Origin of the sequence: Methylomonas methanica, from assembly GCF_001644035.1 — a bacterium.
Lineage (GTDB): Bacteria > Pseudomonadota > Gammaproteobacteria > Methylococcales > Methylomonadaceae > Methylomonas > Methylomonas methanica_A.
Genome location: NZ_LUUG01000139.1, coordinates 25,896 through 42,910, shown reverse-complemented (window position 1 = coordinate 42,910; position 17,015 = coordinate 25,896). Strand labels below are relative to the sequence as shown.

18 protein-coding genes are annotated in these 17,015 nt (G+C 50.8%); 10 read left to right on the top strand and 8 right to left on the bottom strand.

The window, feature by feature from the left end:
• Window positions 1-5: 5 nt before the first annotated feature.
• Window positions 6-737 (bottom strand): class I SAM-dependent methyltransferase, encoded by a 732-nt coding sequence (locus tag A1332_RS24220; RefSeq protein WP_064010944.1) that lies wholly within the window; start codon window positions 735-737, stop codon window positions 6-8.
• A complete protein-coding gene (locus A1332_RS24215) occupies window positions 734-1,039 on the bottom strand; it encodes a DUF1244 domain-containing protein (protein WP_064010989.1) in 306 nt (101 codons plus the stop codon). Before A1332_RS24215 ends, A1332_RS24220 begins: the two co-directional genes overlap by 4 nt.
• Window positions 1,040-1,175: 136 nt before the next feature.
• Between A1332_RS24215 and A1332_RS24210 the strand changes: the two genes are divergently transcribed.
• The 5 genes from A1332_RS24210 to A1332_RS24190 are packed head-to-tail and all read left to right on the top strand — an operon-like array spanning window position 1,176 to window position 3,608.
• Window positions 1,176-1,481 (top strand): hypothetical protein, encoded by a 306-nt coding sequence (locus tag A1332_RS24210; RefSeq protein ID WP_064010943.1) that lies wholly within the window; start codon window positions 1,176-1,178, stop codon window positions 1,479-1,481.
• A gap of 27 nt (window positions 1,482-1,508) precedes the next feature.
• Window positions 1,509-2,051 carry a septation protein A gene (locus A1332_RS24205; RefSeq protein ID WP_026601926.1) on the top strand — a complete coding sequence of 181 codons (543 nt, stop codon included), beginning with the start codon at window positions 1,509-1,511 and terminating at the stop codon, window positions 2,049-2,051.
• Window positions 2,051-2,353 (top strand): YciI family protein, encoded by a 303-nt coding sequence (locus A1332_RS24200; RefSeq protein ID WP_064010942.1) that lies wholly within the window; start codon window positions 2,051-2,053, stop codon window positions 2,351-2,353. Before A1332_RS24205 ends, A1332_RS24200 begins: the two co-directional genes overlap by 1 nt.
• Window positions 2,350-2,613 (top strand): BolA family protein, encoded by a 264-nt coding sequence (locus tag A1332_RS24195; protein ID WP_020482975.1) that lies wholly within the window; start codon window positions 2,350-2,352, stop codon window positions 2,611-2,613. The genes A1332_RS24200 and A1332_RS24195 overlap by 4 nt, the downstream gene beginning before the upstream one ends.
• Before the next feature lie 14 nt (window positions 2,614-2,627).
• Window positions 2,628-3,608, top strand: coding sequence for a peptidylprolyl isomerase (locus A1332_RS24190; RefSeq protein ID WP_064010941.1), 981 nt, complete (start codon window positions 2,628-2,630; stop codon window positions 3,606-3,608).
• A gap of 87 nt (window positions 3,609-3,695) precedes the next feature.
• Here the strand turns inward: A1332_RS24190 and A1332_RS25155 are convergent, their stop codons facing one another.
• The gene (locus A1332_RS25155) at window positions 3,696-3,887 is read right to left on the bottom strand and encodes a (2Fe-2S)-binding protein (protein ID WP_082879864.1); all 192 of its coding nucleotides are present in this window, start codon (window positions 3,885-3,887) and stop codon (window positions 3,696-3,698) included.
• Between the two features lie 238 nt (window positions 3,888-4,125).
• Here A1332_RS25155 and A1332_RS24185 point away from each other — a divergent pair, with 238 nt between their 5' ends.
• Genes A1332_RS24185 through A1332_RS24165 form a run of 5 tightly spaced genes read left to right on the top strand, consistent with a single transcriptional unit; the run spans window position 4,126 to window position 10,090 of the window.
• Window positions 4,126-4,602 (top strand): formate dehydrogenase subunit gamma, encoded by a 477-nt coding sequence (locus tag A1332_RS24185; RefSeq protein ID WP_064010940.1) that lies wholly within the window; start codon window positions 4,126-4,128, stop codon window positions 4,600-4,602.
• Complete coding sequence (locus A1332_RS24180; RefSeq protein WP_064010939.1) at window positions 4,602-6,146, top strand: formate dehydrogenase beta subunit; 1,545 nt, start codon at window positions 4,602-4,604, stop codon at window positions 6,144-6,146. Before A1332_RS24185 ends, A1332_RS24180 begins: the two co-directional genes overlap by 1 nt.
• Before the next feature lie 22 nt (window positions 6,147-6,168).
• Window positions 6,169-9,021, top strand: a complete 2,853-nt coding sequence (gene fdhF / locus A1332_RS24175) for a formate dehydrogenase subunit alpha (RefSeq protein WP_064010938.1) — start codon at window positions 6,169-6,171, stop codon at window positions 9,019-9,021.
• Between the two features lie 13 nt (window positions 9,022-9,034).
• Window positions 9,035-9,874 (top strand): formate dehydrogenase accessory sulfurtransferase FdhD, encoded by an 840-nt coding sequence (gene fdhD, locus A1332_RS24170; protein WP_064010937.1) that lies wholly within the window; start codon window positions 9,035-9,037, stop codon window positions 9,872-9,874.
• A 3-nt stretch (window positions 9,875-9,877) separates the two neighbouring features.
• Window positions 9,878-10,090 carry a formate dehydrogenase subunit delta gene (locus tag A1332_RS24165; protein ID WP_064010936.1) on the top strand — a complete coding sequence of 71 codons (213 nt, stop codon included), beginning with the start codon at window positions 9,878-9,880 and terminating at the stop codon, window positions 10,088-10,090.
• A 134-nt stretch (window positions 10,091-10,224) separates the two neighbouring features.
• Here A1332_RS24165 and A1332_RS24160 read toward each other — a convergent pair whose 3' ends face one another.
• The 5 genes from A1332_RS24160 to truD form a co-directional block, all read right to left on the bottom strand.
• The gene (locus A1332_RS24160; RefSeq protein WP_064010935.1) at window positions 10,225-11,517 is read right to left on the bottom strand and encodes a TolC family outer membrane protein; all 1,293 of its coding nucleotides are present in this window, start codon (window positions 11,515-11,517) and stop codon (window positions 10,225-10,227) included.
• Window positions 11,518-11,549: 32 nt separating this feature from the next.
• The gene (locus A1332_RS24155) at window positions 11,550-12,197 is read right to left on the bottom strand and encodes a response regulator transcription factor (RefSeq protein ID WP_064010934.1); all 648 of its coding nucleotides are present in this window, start codon (window positions 12,195-12,197) and stop codon (window positions 11,550-11,552) included.
• Window positions 12,198-12,218: 21 nt separating this feature from the next.
• A complete protein-coding gene (locus tag A1332_RS24150) occupies window positions 12,219-13,577 on the bottom strand; it encodes an HlyD family type I secretion periplasmic adaptor subunit (RefSeq protein ID WP_064010933.1) in 1,359 nt (452 codons plus the stop codon).
• Between the two features lies 1 nt (window position 13,578).
• Complete coding sequence (locus tag A1332_RS24145; RefSeq protein WP_064010932.1) at window positions 13,579-15,729, bottom strand: type I secretion system permease/ATPase; 2,151 nt, start codon at window positions 15,727-15,729, stop codon at window positions 13,579-13,581.
• Window positions 15,730-15,840: 111 nt separating this feature from the next.
• Window positions 15,841-16,878 (bottom strand): tRNA pseudouridine(13) synthase TruD, encoded by a 1,038-nt coding sequence (gene truD, locus A1332_RS24140; protein ID WP_064010931.1) that lies wholly within the window; start codon window positions 16,876-16,878, stop codon window positions 15,841-15,843.
• Between the last annotated feature and the right edge of the window lie 137 nt (window positions 16,879-17,015).

Genomic DNA, 17,015 nt, shown 5'->3' with positions numbered 1-17,015 from the left:
AGGTATCATTTAACCGCAGTTACCAAGGCATTGACCTCCATGCGTTGCTGCAAATCGATGTCCCGAAAACCGGCCTCAGCCATCTGCGCCAACGCGACGGATTCGCGCATAACATGATTTTCCGACTCGTCGTTAAACAGATGGACTATCCAATGCTCAAGTAAATCCAATCGGTTGATTTCGGTCAACACCTTAAAATAGCCGCCGACTTCTTGCTGAATGCTGCGGGTATGCGCGCTGATATCATCCAAGGCATAACGGTCACCGTTGACGAATTTTCCACCCGGCTTTAACACCCGATATATTTCTGCCAACACTTGACGCCGGTAATCGATATGGAAATTATGCAAAGTATATGCCGACGCCAAAATATCGACACTGTCACTCGTTAACGCTTGCAACGCCGCCAGCGCATCTTCGCCGGAAAAACTCAATCTGCCTGCTGCAACCCAATCCCGCAAACTCTGCTTCGCCTGGTTTTGCATGGTGGGTTCGTTATCGACACTTAATATATTCAGGTTGTCCGCGGCAGACAGGATCGCCAGCGTGGTGATACCCGTACCGCCCCCGAGCTCAACCACTGTCTGGGGCGTGTTCCGCCCCTCACAGTAAGCGCCAACCATTTCACCGACTAAGCGGCTCATTTCCGTCGCAAATGGGCATATCAAGTTTAGCATTTGATATTCTTGACCAATCACACTGGAGAACATCGCGTCGAAAGGTTTTTCATCCGTCATGATTGCGCTTTCAGTTTTTGTTTTGCGTCGTACGCCGCCAACTGCTCTGGAGTGGCTTCGCGTTGATATTTTTCCTTCCATTCGCTGTAAGGCATGCCGTAGACAATTTGCCGCGCTTGCTCGTAATCGATGTCGATTGCGCGTTCTGCGGCTGCCGCTGCATACCATTTCGCCAGGCAATTCCGGCAAAAATCGGCGAGCACCATCAGTTCGATATTTTGTACTTCGGTATGTTGTTGCAAATGAGTAAGCAATTGCCTGAAAGCCGCGGCTTCCAGCTCGACATTATTAGACTGAACCATGAAATCCTCCTTTAAAACCGGCATTTTAGCAGCAAAGCCGCGAGGCTCATGTACAATTGCTGCCAAAGATTCTACAATGAAGTAATTGATACTTGGGCTCTAATAACGCTTCGTGAACACCATACACAGTTCATCTTTGGCTTTTTATCCGGTCGGTTATAACCAGCCGAGAGCCGTACGGCCAGATAATAATCTTGAACAAAAGCAAAAGCCTAATAGTGACGAAACCGGAATACCCAGGCAGAATCCTGATTTACCTAAAACCTCATCAACCGCGCAAATTAAGGCAGCTTTGGCAGATAACGGGTTGACGGTAAGCAATAACGACCAACCAAGCAATTCGCGTACGTTGAAAGCATTGAACGCCTACACAGAAAACCGCAATCAACCCGCCCAAACACGGGTTGCCGAAATGATTTCCGGTATCGATCTTTACGTCTAACCTCCCTCCCATCTTTAAACGTCAATCATGAAACCGCTTTTAGAGTTTTTCCCTATCGTTCTATTCTTTGTCGCCTACAAACTGTACGACATTTACATTGCCACTGCCGTCGTAATCGCCGCCACGGTTGTGCAGGTCATCAGCTATTGGCTGCTATATCGCAAAGTTGAAACCATGCAGTGGATTACACTGGGATTAATTTTGGTCATGGGTGGTGCGACACTATATTTGCAGGACGAGCAATTCATTAAGTGGAAGCTAACCATCATTGAGTGGCTATTCGGCGGTGCATTTTTGGTCAGCCAATTCGTCGGCAAAAAAACCTTTATAGAACGTATGATGGGCGCAAACCTCGAATTGCCTGACCGTATCTGGAAACGCCTTAACCTTAGCTGGTCCATGTTTTTTATCGGGGTCGGCTGTTTAAATTTATATGTGATGGCGAACTACAGCACCGACGACTGGGTCAGCTTTAAAACTTTCGGCGTTCCCGGTCTGATGCTTATTTTTATTGCCGTACAAATAGTGTTCTTGTATAAGTTTATTCCCGCTCCAGAGGCTAAAGAGTAATGTTATATGCCATCATGGCCGAAGATGTCGCGGGCAGCCTCAGCAATCGCCTAGCCGCCCGTCCGCAGCATCTGGAACGCTTAAATAAATTGCAAGACCAAGGCCGCTTGGTATTGGCGGGTCCGCATCCTGCAATAGATAGCGACAACCCTGGCGATGCCGGGTTTAGCGGCAGCCTGATTGTTGCCGAGTTTGCCAGTCAGCAGGACGCCCAAGACTGGGCCAATGCCGATCCTTATATCTGTGCGGGCGTATATGCTCGCGTTACCGTTAAACCTTTCAAACAAGTGTTTCCCCAATGACAGCCGACCATATCAGACAGAAGCTGGAAGAAGCTTTTAAGCCAGAATTAATCGAAATCATCGACCATAGCGCCGCACATGCCGGCCACGCCGGTAACAAAGGTGGCGGTCATTTCCATGTCACTCTCATATCCACTCAATTCGAAGGTAAATCGCTGGTACAAAGACATCAGCTGGTTTATCAGGCCTTGGGCGACATGATGAAGGATGAAATCCATGCCCTGGGCATAAACGCTTTAACCCCCTCTGAAAACAGCTAAAGGAAATTCTTAAGATGAAACTGAAACTTATTCCCCTGATACTAGCCAGTAGCGTACTGTTACCCGGTTGCTTCGAAGAAAAAGCCAAGGAAGCGGCTGCACCTGCGGCGCCGGCTGTCAGCAAAGAGGACGCGGTTGCTTCGGTTAACGGCACCTATATCAGCAAGAAAACCTTGGAAACCTTGGAAAAGGAAATTGCAGAACGCAGCCAAGGCCAAACATTCCCAAAAGAACAGCTATTGGAAGAACTGATTCAACGCGAATTGCTGATTCAGCAAGCGGTACAAAAACAACTGGATAAATCGCCGGAAGTGATCGAACGCATGGCGACCGTTAGAAACTCCTTATTGTCGCAAGCAGCCCTGCAAGACTATCTGAAAGCCAATCCAGTCACCGACGAAGAAATCAAAGCGGAATACGACTCCAAAATGGCTAATATGGGTAGCGAATACAAAGCCCGCCACATTTTGGTCAAAACCGAAGACGAAGCAAAAAAACTGATCGCAGAACTGGAAAAAGGCGGCGATTTTACCGCGCTGGCTAAAAAACATTCCATCGACCCGATGGGATCGGAAGGTGGAGATTTAGGTTGGTTTACCGCCGACCGCATGGTCCCGCCCTTCTCTGAAGCAGTTGTTGCGCTGGAAAACGGCAAATTCAGCAAACAACCCGTGCAAACTCAGTTTGGCTGGCACGTAATCCTGCGTGAAGAATCCAGAGCTCTGACACCGCCGCCATTTGATTCAGTTAAAGAACAAATTCGTCCAATGTTACAGCGCCAAAAAGCGCAAACCATGATAGAAAATTTGCGCAAAAATGCTAAAGTTGAAGTCTTGTTGCCGCCGACACCGCCAAAACAAGAAGAAGCTCAACCGGCAGCACCAGCTGATCAGGCTGCACCTGCGCCTGCTGCTGAAGCTACTCCTGCGGAACCAGCCAGCGCTGCGCCAAATGCAGACATAAAACCTGCCGAACCAGCAGCTACTGCTAAGTAATCTTTCAACACAAAACAGGGCGGCGTGTTCGCTCTGTTTTGTGTAATTTGAACCATCAAATCCCGATAAGCTCAGCTAACAAACTGGCTATGCCGCGTGAGCTTGCATCGTCCGATTCTGCGTATTTTCATCCAGCAGCGCTTTAATACTCGCGGTGCATTTTCCACACACACCACCCGCGCCCGTGCATTGCATCAACTGCCTACGATTACATACACCTTGACTAATTGCCTGCGTAACCTGTCTATCGGTGACTGCTTTACACACACATACGTACATAACACCCTCTCTTAATTCATATGCGCATTAATGATAACAATTATCATTTAAAAGTAAAGCATCCACCATCACATTTTTTCCACGCGAACTTCCCAAACTAATCAGAGTCCGATGTTGCAATTACCTTGCTTTGCTTAGGAAATACGCGGGATTGAGGCACGAACCCGAATTGCAAATCCAGGTTTGTTCATGATTAAATAGGACGATAACCTTTTCGTCATTTATTACAGAGCCAATGATGCAAGACTATCAAACCCAAAAACCCACCGTGTTGGAAATACTGAACACTCATCAAGCAATGCCGGGTAATCTGTTGCCCATTTTGCATGGTATTCAGGACACTCTGGGCTACATCCCGCCGGCCGCCGTAGTAGACATTGCCAAGGCGCTCAATCTTTCACAAGCGGAAGTCCACGGGGTTATTAGTTTTTATCATTATTTTCGGGAGACACCGCCCGGAGAGCACACGATACGAATTTGTCGAGCCGAATCATGCCAAGCCATGAACGGAAAAGCTTTGGAAACCCATGTTAAACAACAACTTGGCATCGATTTTCACGAAACCACAGCCGACGGAATTTTTTCACTAGAACCTGTTTATTGTTTGGGTAACTGTGCTTGTTCGCCATCAATCACCATAGACGACGAGGTGATGGGTCGCGTCACAACTGAAAAATTTGATCGTTTGCTAGCCACTTATAAAGGTGCCAAATAATGACACGCGTATTTATTTCTCGTGATTCCACCGCACTTTCTCTCGGTGCTGAGCAAGTTGCCAAGGCCTTGGATCAGCAAGCTAGCAGCAAAGGCTTATCAGCTGAAATCGTCCGCAATGGCTCTCGCGGATTGTTCTGGCTGGAGCCCCTCATCGAAGTCGAAACCAGCCAAGGCAGAGTTGCCTATGGCCCCGTTCAAGTGGAAGATGTGGCCTCTTTACTCGATGCCGGCCTGCTGGACGGCAAGCAACACCCCCTCTTTTTAGGTAACATTGAAGAAATAGCTTATTTCAAAAATCAAAACCGTCTTACCTTCGCCCGCGTAGGCTTAACCGACCCGGTTAACATCGACGACTACTTGGCTCACGACGGATATCGCGGTTTGAAAAATGCGTTGGCCTTGCAACAAACCGAGATCGTCAAACAAGTGACTGACTCAGGCTTGCGCGGTCGTGGCGGCGCGGCGTTTCCGACCGGCATCAAATGGAATACGGTGTTAAACGCTCCTGCGGATCAAAAGTACATCGTCTGTAATGCGGACGAAGGCGACTCCGGTACATTTTCCGACAGAATGATCATGGAAGGCGACCCCTTCGTATTGATTGAAGGCATGACTATCGCCGGCTTGGCCGTGGGCGCTACCCAAGGTTATATTTATCTGCGCGTCGAATACCCGCATGCCAAGATTGCCCTAAATCAAGCCATCGAGGCAGCTTACAAAAACGGCTATTTGGGCGAAAACATCCAAAACAGCGGCAAAACATTCCACCTGGAAGTACGCAGCGGCGCCGGAGCCTATATTTGCGGCGAAGAAACCTCCCTATTGGAAAGCCTGGAAGGTAAACGCGGATTGGTGCGTTTTAAGCCGCCACTACCCGCTATCGTTGGCCTGTTCGGCAAACCCACCATTGTCAACAATGTCATTTCGCTGGCCTCGATTCCGGTGATCCTGGACAAAGGCGGCGAATATTATAAAAACTATGGCATGGGCCGCTCTCGCGGCACCCTGCCTCTGCAACTCGCTGGAAATATCAAGCACCCCGGTCTGTTTGAGGTGGCTTTCGGCATGACCTTGCGCGAGCTGCTTTACGATTACGGCGGCGGCTCAGCCAGCGGCCGACCGATACGCGCGGTGCAGGTCGGCGGACCGCTGGGTGCTTATCTGCATGAGGGCCAATTCGATACACCGTTGGATTACGAAGCCTTCGCGGCTATTTCAGCGGTATTGGGTCATGGCGGCATTGTGGTTCATGACGACACCGTCAACATGGCCGACATGGCGCGTTATGCTATGGAATTTTGTGTGGAAGAATCCTGCGGCAAATGCACACCTTGCCGAATAGGATCAACACGTGGCGTCGAAGTAATTGATCGCATCGTCGAGGGCGTGCAACAGGACAAAAACACCGTGTTGTTGCGCGATTTATGCGACACCATGACTTACGGATCTTTGTGTGCAATGGGCGGCATGACACCTTTCCCGGTGTTAAGCGCGCTGAATCATTTCCCTGAAGACTTTGGCTTACTATCCGCCAAAGCCTGATCGCGATTACCAGGAGATAAATATGTCTGCCAATAACGAAATAGATTACGGAACTCCCGCAAGTTCGTCTGCAAATCAAGTCACTCTGGAAATCGACGGCCACAAGGTCACTGTCAATGCCGGCAGTTCCGTGATGCGCGCCGCCGCCGAAGCGGGGATCAGCATTCCTAAATTGTGCGCCACCGATAGCCTCGATCCGTTCGGTTCTTGTCGGATGTGCCTGGTGCAAATCGAAGGCGCGCGCGGCTACCCGGCGTCCTGCACGACCCCAGTTGCCGAAGGCATGAAGGTCTGCACCCAGAATGACAAATTGGCCAGCATCAGACGCGGTATCGCCGAACTGTATATCTCCGATCATCCTTTAGACTGTTTAACCTGCGCCGCCAACGGCGATTGCGAATTGCAGGATACCGTCGGCCAAGTCGGCTTGCGCGAAGTGCGTTACGGCTTCGACGGCGAGAACCATCTGGATTCCGAAAAAGACACCAGCAACCCTTATTTCAGCTTCGACCCGGCAAAGTGTATCGTTTGTTCGCGATGCGTACGCGCCTGCGAAGAAGTACAAGGCACCTTCGCATTGACCATCGACGGCCGCGGTTTTGACTCTAAAGTCTCTCCAGGGCAAAACCAGCCATTCATGGAATCGGAATGCGTGTCCTGCGGCGCTTGCGTACAAGCCTGCCCGACCGCAACCTTGATGGAAAAATCGGTGATCGACAACGGTGTACCGGAACACAGCACCATCACCACCTGCGCCTACTGCGGCGTCGGCTGCTCGTTCAAAGCCGAAATGAAAGGAGAACAACTGGTGCGCATGGTGCCGGACAAAAACGGCCAGGCCAACCATGGACACTCTTGTGTTAAGGGCCGTTTCGCGTTCGGCTATGCAACCCACAAAGACCGCATCATCACACCGATGGTCCGCGAAAAAATTTCCGATCCTTGGCGCGAAGTCAGCTGGGAAGAAGCCATCGGTTTTGCCGCCAACAAATTGAAAGGTATCCAAGCTAAATACGGCAAAGACTCAATCGGTGGCATTACGTCTTCGCGTTGCACCAACGAAGAAACCTATCTGGTGCAAAAACTAATCCGCGCCGGCTTTGGTAACAACAATGTCGATACCTGCGCCCGTGTCTGCCATTCACCTACCGGCTACGGCTTGAAAAGCACTTTTGGTGAATCATCCGGCACCCAGACCTTTGACTCGGTAATGCAGTCCGATGTGATTATGGTGATAGGCGCCAACCCGACCGACGGCCACCCGGTATTCGGTTCGCTGATGAAACGCCGCTTACGTCAAGGCGCGAAACTGATCGTGGTCGATCCGCGCAGTATCGACTTGGTTAGTAACAGCCCACACGTGAAAGCCGACTATCATCTGAAACTGCGCCCCGGCACCAACGTTGCTGTGGTAACCGCCTTAGCTCACGTGATCGTTACCGAAGGCTTGGCCGATGAGAAATTCGCGTTGGAACGTTGCGATGTCGAATCATTTGGCAAATGGAAAACCTTCGTTGCCCTACCCGAACATTCACCGGAAGCCGTCGCCGAATTAACCGGTGTACCCGCTGAGACCATGAGAGCCGCGGCTCGCCTTTATGCAACGGGGGGTAACGGCGCAATCTATTACGGCTTGGGCGTCACAGAACATAGCCAAGGTTCTACAACCGTCATAGGCATCGCTAATCTGGCAATGGCCACCGGCAATATCGGCCGAGATGGTGTTGGCGTCAACCCGTTGCGCGGTCAGAACAATGTCCAAGGCTCTTGCGATATGGGCTCGTTCCCGCATGAATTCGTCGGCTATCGCCATGTTTCCGATTCGCAAACCCGCATGCAATTCGAGTCAGCTTGGGGTGTAACTCTTTCATCAGAGCCAGGCTTGCGCATCCCCAATATGTTTGGCGCCGCTATCGACGGCAGCTTCAAAGGCCTATACGTACAAGGCGAAGACATAGCCCAATCCGACCCCGACATCACCCACGTACATCACGCACTGCGTGAATTGGAATGTTTGGTAGTACAAGACATTTTCCTGAACGAAACGGCTAAATTTGCCCACGTATTTTTGCCAGGCTCCTCGTTCCTGGAAAAAAACGGCACCTTTACCAATGCTGAGCGGCGGATTTCACCGGTCCGTAAAGTCATGACCCCACTGGGCGGCAAGGAAGACTGGGAAGTAACGCAGGACTTGTCCAACGCACTGGGTTATCCGATGAATTACAGCCATCCTTCGGAAATCATGGACGAAATCGCGGCGCTGACTCCACAATTCGCCGGTGTCAGTTACGAAAAAATCGATGAAATGGGCAGTATTCAATGGCCTTGCAACGACGAAACCCCTGACGGCACGCCGATTATGCATGCAGACCATTTCGTGCGCGGTAAAGGCCGATTCATGCTGACCGAATACGTTGCTACCGAAGAACGTACCAGCAGTAAATATCCGCTGATTCTAACTACCGGCCGGATCTTGTCGCAATACAACGTTGGCGCCCAAACGCGCCGCACGGAAAACGTCGCCTGGCACGAGGAAGACCGCCTGGAATTGCATCCGCACGATGCCGAAGTACTGGGTATCAGCGATGGCGACTGGTGCGGCGTGAAAAGCCGTTCCGGAGAAACCGTTTTGCGAGCCTTGATTACCGACCGCATGCAACCGGGTGTGGTTTACACCACGTTCCATTTCCCGCATTCAGGCGCTAACGTCATCACCACCGACAACTCGGATTGGGCAACCAACTGTCCGGAATACAAAGTTACTGCGGTGCATGTCGCCAAAGTCGCACAACCGTCGGCATGGCAGCAGGAATACCAAGACTTTTCCGACAATCAGTTATCTTTGCTGGAAAACCGCATCGCGGTCAACGAGTAAACAGCAACACGTTATGGATGCAATCTCAAGCGAACTGGGCTGGACCAGCTATCGAACCGGTACGTTCGATAGCTGGCGAGGGCCTGTGCATACCGCGAAAGAAGATTATGTAGCCGAAGAAGTGCCGGTGGTGTTGGTGTACAACACTATTCCGCATGTGGTGATGCTGACGACTCCTCTGAATCTGGAAGATTTTGCATTGGGTTTTAGTCTGACCGAGGAAATCATCGGGCAACCATCAGAATTGCAATCGGTACGCGTCGTACAACGCTCCAAAGGCGTAGAAGTTAGAATGACGATTCCAGAAGAGCGTTTTGAGAAACTGCACGGCAAGGGAAAAAACATGACCGGCAGAACCGGTTGCGGTTTGTGCGGAGCCACCACACTGGAGCAAGCCATTCGGCGTCCGCATCATGTCGGCCAAGGTTTGGCTTTAAGCGCAGGTCTATTGAGCGGCGGTTTCGCCGATATGGCGCAAAAACAATCCCTGAACTTACTGACCGGAGCCGTCCATGCGGCGGCATGGCTGCATCCGGAGCGCGGCATCGTTACTGTAAGGGAAGATGTCGGCCGCCACAATGCACTGGATAAACTAATCGGCTCATTAGCCAAGGCCAACTGCGATTTTGAAAATGGCTGGCTACTAGTGACCAGTCGCGCCAGTTACGAAATGGTACAAAAAGCAGCCAGCGTTGGCATCACCTTGCTCGCGGCCATATCGGCACCTACCGCCTTAGCGATTCAATTGGCGGAAGAGTGCGGACTGACCCTGGTCGGCTTCGCCCGCCACGAAAATCACATGATCTACACTCACCCTCATCGTTTACAACATTACCAAGAATCAGCCGCATAAATCATGGATACCCAAAATCTCATAAAAATGGCCAACAACATAGGCGCTTTTTTCAAATCCGAGCCTGACCGGGAATTGGCTATTAAAGGCGTTGAACAACATATCAGAAACTTTTGGGAACCACGGATGCGTAAAGCTATTGTGGAGTATGTGCAACAAGGCGGTACGGAGTTGATGGATATCGTGTCGGAAGCCGTATTGCATATTGCCAAATAAGGCTTGAGATCAACGCCTTTGATGGCTTAAATTTCTTGAATCATTTTCCGCTGAACTAGAGACGAAGCTAATCCGAAAATCCCCCCCGAATACAACCACTTCGGGGGGCTAGTTAAAAGCCTTAGCCGTTCGGCTTAATTGGCGGAACTAAGAGGTTGAACTTCAGTTGGCAAAGTCGTACCCAAATACTTATTCAGTTGGCCTTTGCTAGCTAAAATCCGAAATTGCGAAAACAGCTCGTCGTATTTGGCGTTGATATACGAGCTTTTGGCGATATAGGCCTCGTTGAAGGTATCCAACAAGTCTAATAACGTCCGTTGACCGATATTGAATTGCTGCTGATAAGCACTGATGGTCTTCTCACTTGAATCGACGTGCTGTTTAAAAAACTCTAGCTGGCTTTTCACGGTTTGATGAGCCACCCACGACAAACGCATGCTCTCGATCACCTGCCTATGGGTATTATCGCGAATATCCTTGGCCTGATTGATTAACTGCGCGGTTTGTTCGCGGCGGGCTATGTCTTTGCCGCCATTAAAGATGTTGTAGCGCATACGCAGCATTGCCGTCATATCCGAGTTGGTGCCACGAATCCCATCCAGGTTGTAATTGTGACTGGCACCGGCCTCAATATCGAAACGCGGGAAATAAGGCGCCATAGCCGTAGCATGTTGGGCAAATGCGGAATCAATATCGGAATTGGCGGATTTCAAAATGGGATGGTCGGCCAACGCTTCTTCTATCGCTTGATCCAGCGACTGCGGCAGCGCGGTTCCCGGCGATTGAATCGGCTGAATACCCTCCGGCAATATGCCGATGACTCGCAAGAAACTGGTCTCGGCGTCTTTCAAATTACCGATTTCGGACAACACGTTTTTTTCCGCCAAGGCTACCCGGCCCATAGACTGGTCGACGTCGGCCCGCTTACCGACGCCTCGGTCGCTACGCAGTTTGATTTGATCGTTAGTACCTAGATGTCGTTGCAGGTTTTCCTTAGCCAGATTCAACAACTCCTGACGCCGCAACACCTTGATATAGGCTTCAACACCATCGAGCGCGGTAATTTCCGATTGGCCGAATACCGTGTAAGCCCTAGAGTCGGTTCGTGCTTCCTGCCTCTCCACTTCGTTGGGCGTAGCCAGGCCGTCAAACAACATTTGTCTGGCTAGAATCGCCCCTTCCTCTCTATGATAAAAAACTGATCCGTCACCGCGGCCACGGGTGGTAGGGTTATTCGATTCTTCCCAGCCGATGCCCGCCGTGACATCCACCGTAGGGAAATAACCGGCCTTGGCTTGCCCGATTTCCTCTTCAACGGCGCGGCGTTCTGATTTGGCAGCTTGGATTTTGGGATTTTCATCCAGAACTTTCTGAATAGACTCTTGCAAACTCAACGCCTGACTCGTTGACACACAGGCCAAATGCATTGCTATTCCTAAACTCAAACTCCTGCTGACTCTCATGACATTCCTCTCTGATATTGGTCGATTTCTTTTAACAATATGGCTAGTCTTAAGCGGTCATCGACATTTAATTTCCTGAAAATCGACGACAAATGCGCTTTCACCGTCCGTTCGGAAATATTCATTGCCAAGGCGATACGCTTATTACTTTCTCCCTGCCGTATCATGTCCGCCACTTCCACCTCCCGGGCGGATAAACTAGCAAGCTTCTTTAGCTTTAATTCGGTGTCGACAGTATTTGGCGCAAGTTGCGGACGCCTGGCACTGGTCAACACACCAATTACTTTGGGCACTAACGCCCGACGAATCCAAATATCGCCCGCCAAAATACAGGCTACAGCCCGGGTTAAAAGCTCCGGCGCTTCCGATTGGTCGCAATAGCCGGCCGCGCCGTTAATCAACACCTCTATCTGCTTGTTCTCCGGCCAATCCGAGCCCATGACCAAAAATCGGGCTTTTTTGTTGGCAAAAACCGATAACAAACTGGCATCGTCGTCCAGTTTTTTGGCATCGAAAATCACTGCGTCAGCCGTATAATCACTGCGAATACTATGCAGCATACTTACGTTATATTCCGCGATCAGCGCATGAGTCCACTGCGCCGTCAGCTGAGGATTGTTGGAATAAATCAGTATGTTAGCCACAAATGTAATTGTTGTTATGAGTTATCGTTCTCTTAAAGCCCTATCCCTGGCTTTCAATATCGGCTTCAAGAGGTAATCAAGCACTGTTTTTTTTCCGGTTAAAATATCAACTTCCGCTGTCATCCCGGCAATGATCTCCAAGCGTTCGCCACCTTTTTCCAGATAATTTTTGGCGGTGCGCAAACGAATCAAATAGTAATTGTCCTCGTCTTTTTTCTCGCCGGGTATGCTGTCTGCGCTGATATGTTCCAAAGCGGCATCCAGGCCGCCGTATATCGAAAAATCATAAGCGCTTAGTTTTACCACAGCTTTCTGCCCAGGGCGAAGAAAAGCAATGTCCGCCGGCCGAATTTTAGCTTCAATCAACAGTTGATCTTCCAACGGCACAATTTCCAACAAATCCATGCCCGGTTGAATCACGCCGCCGACAGTTGCCACTTTGATGCGTTTTACCGTACCTTTTACCGGCGACAACACTCTGGTACGGCTAACCCTATCTTCCAAAGCCACCGCTGACTCGGAGGTGCGATCCAGCTCCGCCTTGACTTCGTTCAATTCTTTCAAGGCCTCGGTTTTATAGCGAATTTTGATCTCCGCTAGTTTATTGCGCGCTTCGTCCAATGACGAACGCAGACGAGGCATCGCTAGATTCGCGGAATTCAAGTCGCCCTTCAAATCGTTGGCGGCACGTTGCAAGCGCAGTAATTCAACCTGCGACATTGCCCCATCAGCCACCAGCGGTTCGGACATCTTCACTTCGTCCTGCAATAATTTGTAGCTACGCGCCAACTGGTCGCTTTTCGACTGAATTTCGATAATTTCCTGCTCTTTCTGCCGCACTTGCTCGGCAAAAATGTCGCTATTCGACCTTATTTCGTTCTGCTTGGAAACCAGCAATTGTCTAACGTTCTCGGCGATTTGCGGTGCGTTCTTCATAACCTCTTCCGGAATCGCCAGGGGCGTGCCGTTGATCTCGGCGTTCAAGCGCGCGGTATTCGCCAACAACTCGTAATACTTTAACTTGGCTTCCTTAAACGAGGAAGCGAAACGGACTTGATCCAGTTGCAGCAACACCTGATCTTTGTCCACCAACTGGCCTTCTTGAACCAATATTTCCGAAACAATCCCGCCCTCCAGGTTCTGCACCACCTGCACTTGACTGGACGGTATGGTCTTACCTTCGCCGCGCGTGACTTCATCCAAGCTGGCAAAACCAGCCCAAACCATGGATACCGCAACAAATGCCGCAGCAAACCACAGGATCAAATGGCTTTGCAAGGGTAATTCGTACAGGTTGGCGGCGTTGACGTCGCTTAAAAATCGCTGATCTTCGGCTCGATACCGATGCTCGGCTCGCCAATCGGCTATTTTTTTCAACATATTAGATAGCCACCTTGATCTGACCTTGGCGCAAGGCTTCCAGCACATGCTCCTTGGGGCCGTCTGCGACCATATGCCCGCCGTCCATCACGATCAGCCTGTCCACCAAGCTGAGCAGCGACATGCGGTGCGTGACCAGTATCAAGGTCTGTTCCGCCAGTTGCGCGGCAAACCGCTGTTTAAACGCCTCCTCGCTACTGTTGTCCATCGCATTGGTCGGCTCGTCCATAATAAAAATCGACGGCGACAACAGCAAGGCTCTGGCTAGTGCAATACTTTGCCGTTGCCCACCCGACAAGGATGCGCCGCGTTCACCGACCTGCAAATCAAAACCGGCGGGATGTTTACTGACGAACTGATCGACACCGGCAATCGCCGCCGCCTTTAACACCGCAGTGTCATCGGCGTAGCGCGAACCCAAGACGATATTGTCCTTCACGCTACCGAACATTAAGGAAATATCTTGCGGCACATAGCCGATTTGCCGGCGTAAATCGGAAGGATCGATTTGGCGAATATCGGTGCCGTCTATCAAGATCGAACCTTCTTGAACCTGATATAAACCAAGCATCAATTTTTCCAGCGTGCTCTTGCCGGAACCGATTCGGCCGATAAACCCCACGCGTTCGCCAGCCTTGATTTTAAAAGATATGCCGTCCAAGGCCTTAACCGGCTGCTGCGGATAGCTGAAGCGGACATGCTTAAACTCGATTTCGCCGTTAAAGCGCGGCCTATGCAAATAGTCCTTGCCGCTCTCGCGCTCCACCGGTAGAGCCATCATCCGGTTAAACGATCCCAAGGCGGTCACCGCCTGATGGTAGCGGGTCAATAGTGCCGCGACTTGCCCGACCGGAGCCAACGCCCGCGAGGTCAGCATGGTGCAAGCCACCAAGCCGCCGGTCGTCAAATCGCCGTCGGTAATCCGGTAGACGCCGGCCACCACCACCAATACCGCTGCCAATTGCTGCAAGAACGCGGTCAAATTAACGGTCAAGCCGGCATAAAACCGCGACTTTAACCCCAGCCGGGCGATTTCGCCGACATTCTGCTCCCAACGGCGCTGCAATTGCCCTTCCGCGCCAGCCGCTTTGATAGTTTCCAGATTGGACAACGCTTCCACCAGCGTGGCATTTTTCTCGCCGCCGAATTTGAACATGGCGTTGATCGTGTTTTTCAACGGCGCCTGCAAGGCAATACCGATCATCATCGCCAACGGCAAAATTGCCAGCGGAATCAAAGCCAAATTGCCGCCGACACTATAAATAATCAGTAAAAACAAAAACAAAAACGGCAAATCAATCAACGTCACCAGCGTTGCCGAGGTCAAGAACTCGCGAAAGGATTCGAATTCGCTTAAGTTGTTAGCAAAAGCGCCCACCGATGGCGGCCGGGCTTCCATGCGAATATTCATCAGTTTTTCGAAAATATTCGCCGACAAAATAATATCGGCGCGCTTGCCAGCCGCATCGATAAAATAACTTCGCAGCAGCTTCATCGCCAATTCGAAGCCAAACACGATCAGCACACCTACCGTCAGTACCCACAAGGTTTCCAACGCGTGATTAGGCACCACGCGGTCGTAGATATTCATGAAAAATAAGGGTGCCGCCAAAGCAAACAAATTGATTAATACCGAGGCCGCCAGCACTTCCGCATAGATAGGCCAGGACTTATAAAGCACATCCCAAAACCAATGTTTGACCTTGGGCACAGCCGATTCCGCAGTACGCCCGTCAAAGCGATGCTGTAACTGCACGAAAAAGGCCGAACCGCTGTAGTTTGCTTGCAGTTCTGCAACGCTAACGGTCTTTTCGCCGCTCTCGGTTTCCGGCAACACTACCGTATAGCTTTCAGCGTTCTTGGCAAGCAAAACGCAGGCGTTGCCATCTTTAAGCAACAGCACAGCAGGCAGGACTAAATTGGAAATTTTCTGTAAGGGCCGGCGCAACAAGCGGCTGGTCAAACCAGCGCGTTCAGCGGCGCGCACGAACAAAGCCGGTGTTAATTTATTGTCGACTAAGGGCAGTCCGGCCACCAAGGCCGTTGCAGTTTGCGGGATATGTAATAACTTGCAGACCGACAGCAAAGCCAACAATAAAGGATCGTCAAACGTGGAATCTGCTGGTCCGGATATCTGGCCGCTATCAGGCATGGAGGATGTAAGTAGAGGTTATAGTTTTTAGAACGCTATAGCGCGCTATTGTACTTAAGTATTATAAGTTGATGCGATTACAACCCAAAAAGCATTTTTATGAAAGCGAATTTAAAAACTAGCGCCAGGTGCATCGCCAATAATTTCCCGTAACAAGGCCGTGGCATAGCTGCCGGCGGGCAGAGTGAAGCTCAACTTTAGTTGATTATCCAACCACTGCCACTCCAGATCTTGCGGCAATGTCCGCAAGGCCCGACGATCTGCTTCCAGATCAAAGGCAAGCAAGCCGTCGGCTAGGGATGCGTTAGCGGCAATAACGGTATTTTCTATCGCACCGGCCTCAGCCGTGGCAACCTTACCGCCTCGGCCCCACATAATCCCGGTGGGATGAATATCACCCTGCTCGAGGCGTGCCGGCAGACTGGCGTCGTCGCTATCCCCGGCAAAACAGCTATTACTGCCGTCTAGCTTAAATACATCGCCATTTAATGCCCGATGCCAATTGGCTTGCGCGACGCGCTGGGCCAAGATCAGATTGAACAAATACGAACGCGCCGCCGAGAAATACAAAGAACGCTGCTCGCGCTTGACCTTAGCGCCGGCAAACATTGCCCGCGCGCGATTGATATTTTGGCCGTGATGCCCGAAACGTTGCGGGCCGAAGTAATTCGGAAAACCTTGGGTTTTGATCAGTTGCAACTGCTTTTCAGCTTCTTCTTGGTTGCCCGTCCAATTGCGGATCAGCAACGTAAATTTATTGCCGGCCAATACGCCGCGCTTCAGCTTCCGAGCGTGACGAACCGTTTGCAGTATTTTCAGCTGCTCGGTTTCGATAGCTGACCAATCCGGATCTTCCTTACCCGGTAGCCACACACTAAACCATTGCCGAGTGCGGCCATGACGGTCTTTTAATCCGGCATAGCTGACGTCGCGCTGGCGGATACCGGCATGGCGGGCCAGCAGACGAGCGACATATTCGGTGTTTTCGCCGGTTTTTTCGATATGCAGGAATATATGCTCGCCGCTGCCTTCCGGCTGGAAAGACAGGATTTCTTCGACGACAAAATCCTCGGGTTCTGTTTTGATGTCGCCGGTACCGGACGGGCCACCGCAGGCGTAGGGCCATTCGGGTAAACTAAAATCTGTCATGGGGTATGTAAAATATCGTAGGTCATGTTGCCGCGATATGACTGTATTGATGCCGTAAAATTGTCAGGGAACGCTACGCGCACCCTGACCTACCTGACTTAGCAGCTATAAATTCGGGCAAAGTTTGAACTTGTGTG

Coding starts and splice junctions, on each gene's coding strand:
- A1332_RS24145 (WP_064010932.1), bottom strand. CDS start 15,729: ATGCCTGATAGCGGCCAGATATCCGGACCAGCAGATTCCACGTTTGAC.
- A1332_RS24220 (WP_064010944.1), bottom strand. CDS start 737: ATGACGGATGAAAAACCTTTCGACGCGATGTTCTCCAGTGTGATTGGT.
- A1332_RS24195 (WP_020482975.1), top strand. CDS start 2,350: ATGACAGCCGACCATATCAGACAGAAGCTGGAAGAAGCTTTTAAGCCA.
- A1332_RS24185 (WP_064010940.1), top strand. CDS start 4,126: ATGCAAGACTATCAAACCCAAAAACCCACCGTGTTGGAAATACTGAAC.
- A1332_RS24205 (WP_026601926.1), top strand. CDS start 1,509: ATGAAACCGCTTTTAGAGTTTTTCCCTATCGTTCTATTCTTTGTCGCC.
- A1332_RS25155 (WP_082879864.1), bottom strand. CDS start 3,887: ATGTACGTATGTGTGTGTAAAGCAGTCACCGATAGACAGGTTACGCAG.
- truD (WP_064010931.1), bottom strand. CDS start 16,878: ATGACAGATTTTAGTTTACCCGAATGGCCCTACGCCTGCGGTGGCCCG.
- A1332_RS24190 (WP_064010941.1), top strand. CDS start 2,628: ATGAAACTGAAACTTATTCCCCTGATACTAGCCAGTAGCGTACTGTTA.
- A1332_RS24215 (WP_064010989.1), bottom strand. CDS start 1,039: ATGGTTCAGTCTAATAATGTCGAGCTGGAAGCCGCGGCTTTCAGGCAA.
- A1332_RS24200 (WP_064010942.1), top strand. CDS start 2,051: ATGTTATATGCCATCATGGCCGAAGATGTCGCGGGCAGCCTCAGCAAT.
- fdhF (WP_064010938.1), top strand. CDS start 6,169: ATGTCTGCCAATAACGAAATAGATTACGGAACTCCCGCAAGTTCGTCT.
- A1332_RS24165 (WP_064010936.1), top strand. CDS start 9,878: ATGGATACCCAAAATCTCATAAAAATGGCCAACAACATAGGCGCTTTT.
- A1332_RS24180 (WP_064010939.1), top strand. CDS start 4,602: ATGACACGCGTATTTATTTCTCGTGATTCCACCGCACTTTCTCTCGGT.
- fdhD (WP_064010937.1), top strand. CDS start 9,035: ATGGATGCAATCTCAAGCGAACTGGGCTGGACCAGCTATCGAACCGGT.
- A1332_RS24160 (WP_064010935.1), bottom strand. CDS start 11,517: ATGCATTTGGCCTGTGTGTCAACGAGTCAGGCGTTGAGTTTGCAAGAG.
- A1332_RS24150 (WP_064010933.1), bottom strand. CDS start 13,577: ATGTTGAAAAAAATAGCCGATTGGCGAGCCGAGCATCGGTATCGAGCC.